At 32.9% G+C, this 1,036-nt stretch carries 2 protein-coding genes; both read right to left on the reverse strand.

Going from position 1 to position 1,036, the window contains the following annotated elements:
• Positions 1-678: DUF4179 domain-containing protein (locus tag WMO28_RS17075; RefSeq protein ID WP_349057748.1), on the reverse strand; the 678-nt coding region annotated here is incomplete at its 3' end.
• A partial coding sequence (locus WMO28_RS17080; RefSeq protein WP_349057749.1) for a DUF5643 domain-containing protein occupies positions 605-1,036 on the reverse strand: 432 nt, incomplete at its 5' end. The genes WMO28_RS17075 and WMO28_RS17080, both read right to left, overlap by 74 nt.

Below are 1,036 nucleotides of genomic sequence, written 5' to 3' on the forward strand. Positions count from 1 at the left end.
CACATTTATGGTATTCTTCTCCAGTTCTTCCCAATTTGATGAAAATTCAAAAATATACTCATCCGTATCTTCTGTATCTGCAGTATCCATTTCTGTTGGATCAAATAACCATACTTTCATTTTTATATCTGCTGTATTATCTTTAATAGTTGTATCTTCCAACCTATAATGACAAACCTGACTATCTGTTCCGTTCTCCTTTTTCTCCAGAGCATATGTTCCATCTAACTGTGCCGCTTTTCCATTTATCTCCACTTCTGTTAGTAGAATAGTCTCCTTTTCTTTTGAAGCATTTATATTATCAGATATTGCCACCCATAAATTCTCCTTATCCGCAGCAATTTCATCTAATGTAATAGAAATTCCATTTTTAGTAATCGTTTTTCCAACACTATCTATATATGATTCTACATTTTCATTAATCCCCAATGCAGTTTGAATCCACGAAGTAATCTGTTCCCAGGCCGCCTTTATCTCGTGCGGATGTCCCAAGCCTCCTATCAATAATGCTATTACAACTCCTGCTGCTGCAATCTTTGCTAATTTTAATTTCAAATTAACATTTCGCTTTTTCCATGGCAAGGAAGCTTCGTAAACAAATTTTTCATCTATTTCTCCCATCAAATCCAAAACCTTCCACTGGGCTATATAAATCCAGAGGATCTTCATCACTTTCATAAACACGTCCTTCGCCTTCTCCGTAAGTATCTTCTGTTCCTGTTTCATATTTTTTATATGTTGTTCTGTTTTTTTCTTCTTTATTTACATATAATTCTAATGTCACCGTTTTAGCATCTGGAGAAATTCCTTTATATTTTGTATTATTTCTGCTTTCTTCAAACACAGTCTCTGTGTCTCCATAATTTGTCATTCTATAAAGCCCCTGATTTCCTTTATCGTCGGTTCCTATTAAATAATAATCTTCATATTCTTTATTATCCAAATTTCCATAAATTGTACTTGCCAAATCGTTTAAGCTCATTTTTGAAATTGTCAGATTTTGATTTGGAGATATCTTTATTTTTTTATTCACATT

It is taken from the genome of Blautia aquisgranensis (assembly GCF_040096615.1).
Lineage (GTDB): Bacteria > Bacillota > Clostridia > Lachnospirales > Lachnospiraceae > Blautia_A > Blautia_A aquisgranensis.